General features: G+C 58.7%; 2 protein-coding genes. Both read right to left on the reverse strand.

All coding sequences use genetic code 11. The features are described 5' to 3' along the window. Nucleotides 1-267, reverse strand: a 267-nt coding sequence (locus RNC47_RS36035; RefSeq protein ID WP_311605065.1) for a class I SAM-dependent methyltransferase, incomplete at its 3' end; no start/stop codon positions are given. A 185-nt stretch (nt 268-452) separates the two neighbouring features. Then, nucleotides 453-745, reverse strand: a 293-nt coding sequence (locus RNC47_RS36040; protein WP_311605067.1) for a class I SAM-dependent methyltransferase, incomplete at its 5' end; no start/stop codon positions are given.

The following is a 745-nucleotide window of genomic DNA, read 5'->3' on the forward strand; positions in this document are numbered from 1 at the left end:
GACATTGACGTCGTACTTCTCGATTGCCCGCGCCATGCACGCGCCCCAGCCGCAGCCGATGTCCAGCAGCGTCATCCCCGGTTCGAGGCCCAGCTTGCCCAGTGCCAGATCGAACTTCGCGATCTGGGCCTCGTCACCGGTCATGTCGTCGCGCTCGAAATAGCCGCACGTATAACCCATTGTCGGGCCTAGAAACAGTTCATAGAATTCGTTGGAAATGTCGTAGATCGACTGCAGTTCTTCATATTTCGGTGTCAATTTGGACATATTCGATATGCTCCAAGCTGTAGAGTTCTCCCCGCGAATCTCAGGGTACCGCAGCCATCAGCCACGGGCCTGTTGCCGCTACCGTCAACGAATTTCGTCGGCAAACAAATTTCTCCCGCCGCACGATAATTTGTCCGGTTTTGCCTGCGGAGATGCTTCGGATGGTGCCTCGTTGGCGAAGGAAATCAACCAGCGACATGCAGGGTGAACTGATTGACGTCGATGTACCCGGTCCGGAAGCTGCTGGCGCAACCCGTCAGGTAGCGCATGTACCGGTCGTAGACCTCCTGCGACTGGATCGCGATGGCCTCATCGCGGTGTTCCTGCAGGTTGGCGGCCCAGATGTCGAGGGTGCGTGCATAGTGCGACTGCAGGGACTGCCGCCGGGTCAGGGTGAACGCGGCCCGGGCGGAGTGCTCCTCGACCATCTCGATCGACGGCAGTCGCCCACCAGGGAAAATCTCGGTCACCATGAACT

The organism is Streptomyces millisiae (genome assembly GCF_031845425.1).
Taxonomy (GTDB): Bacteria; Actinomycetota; Actinomycetes; order Streptomycetales; family Streptomycetaceae; genus Streptomyces; species Streptomyces millisiae.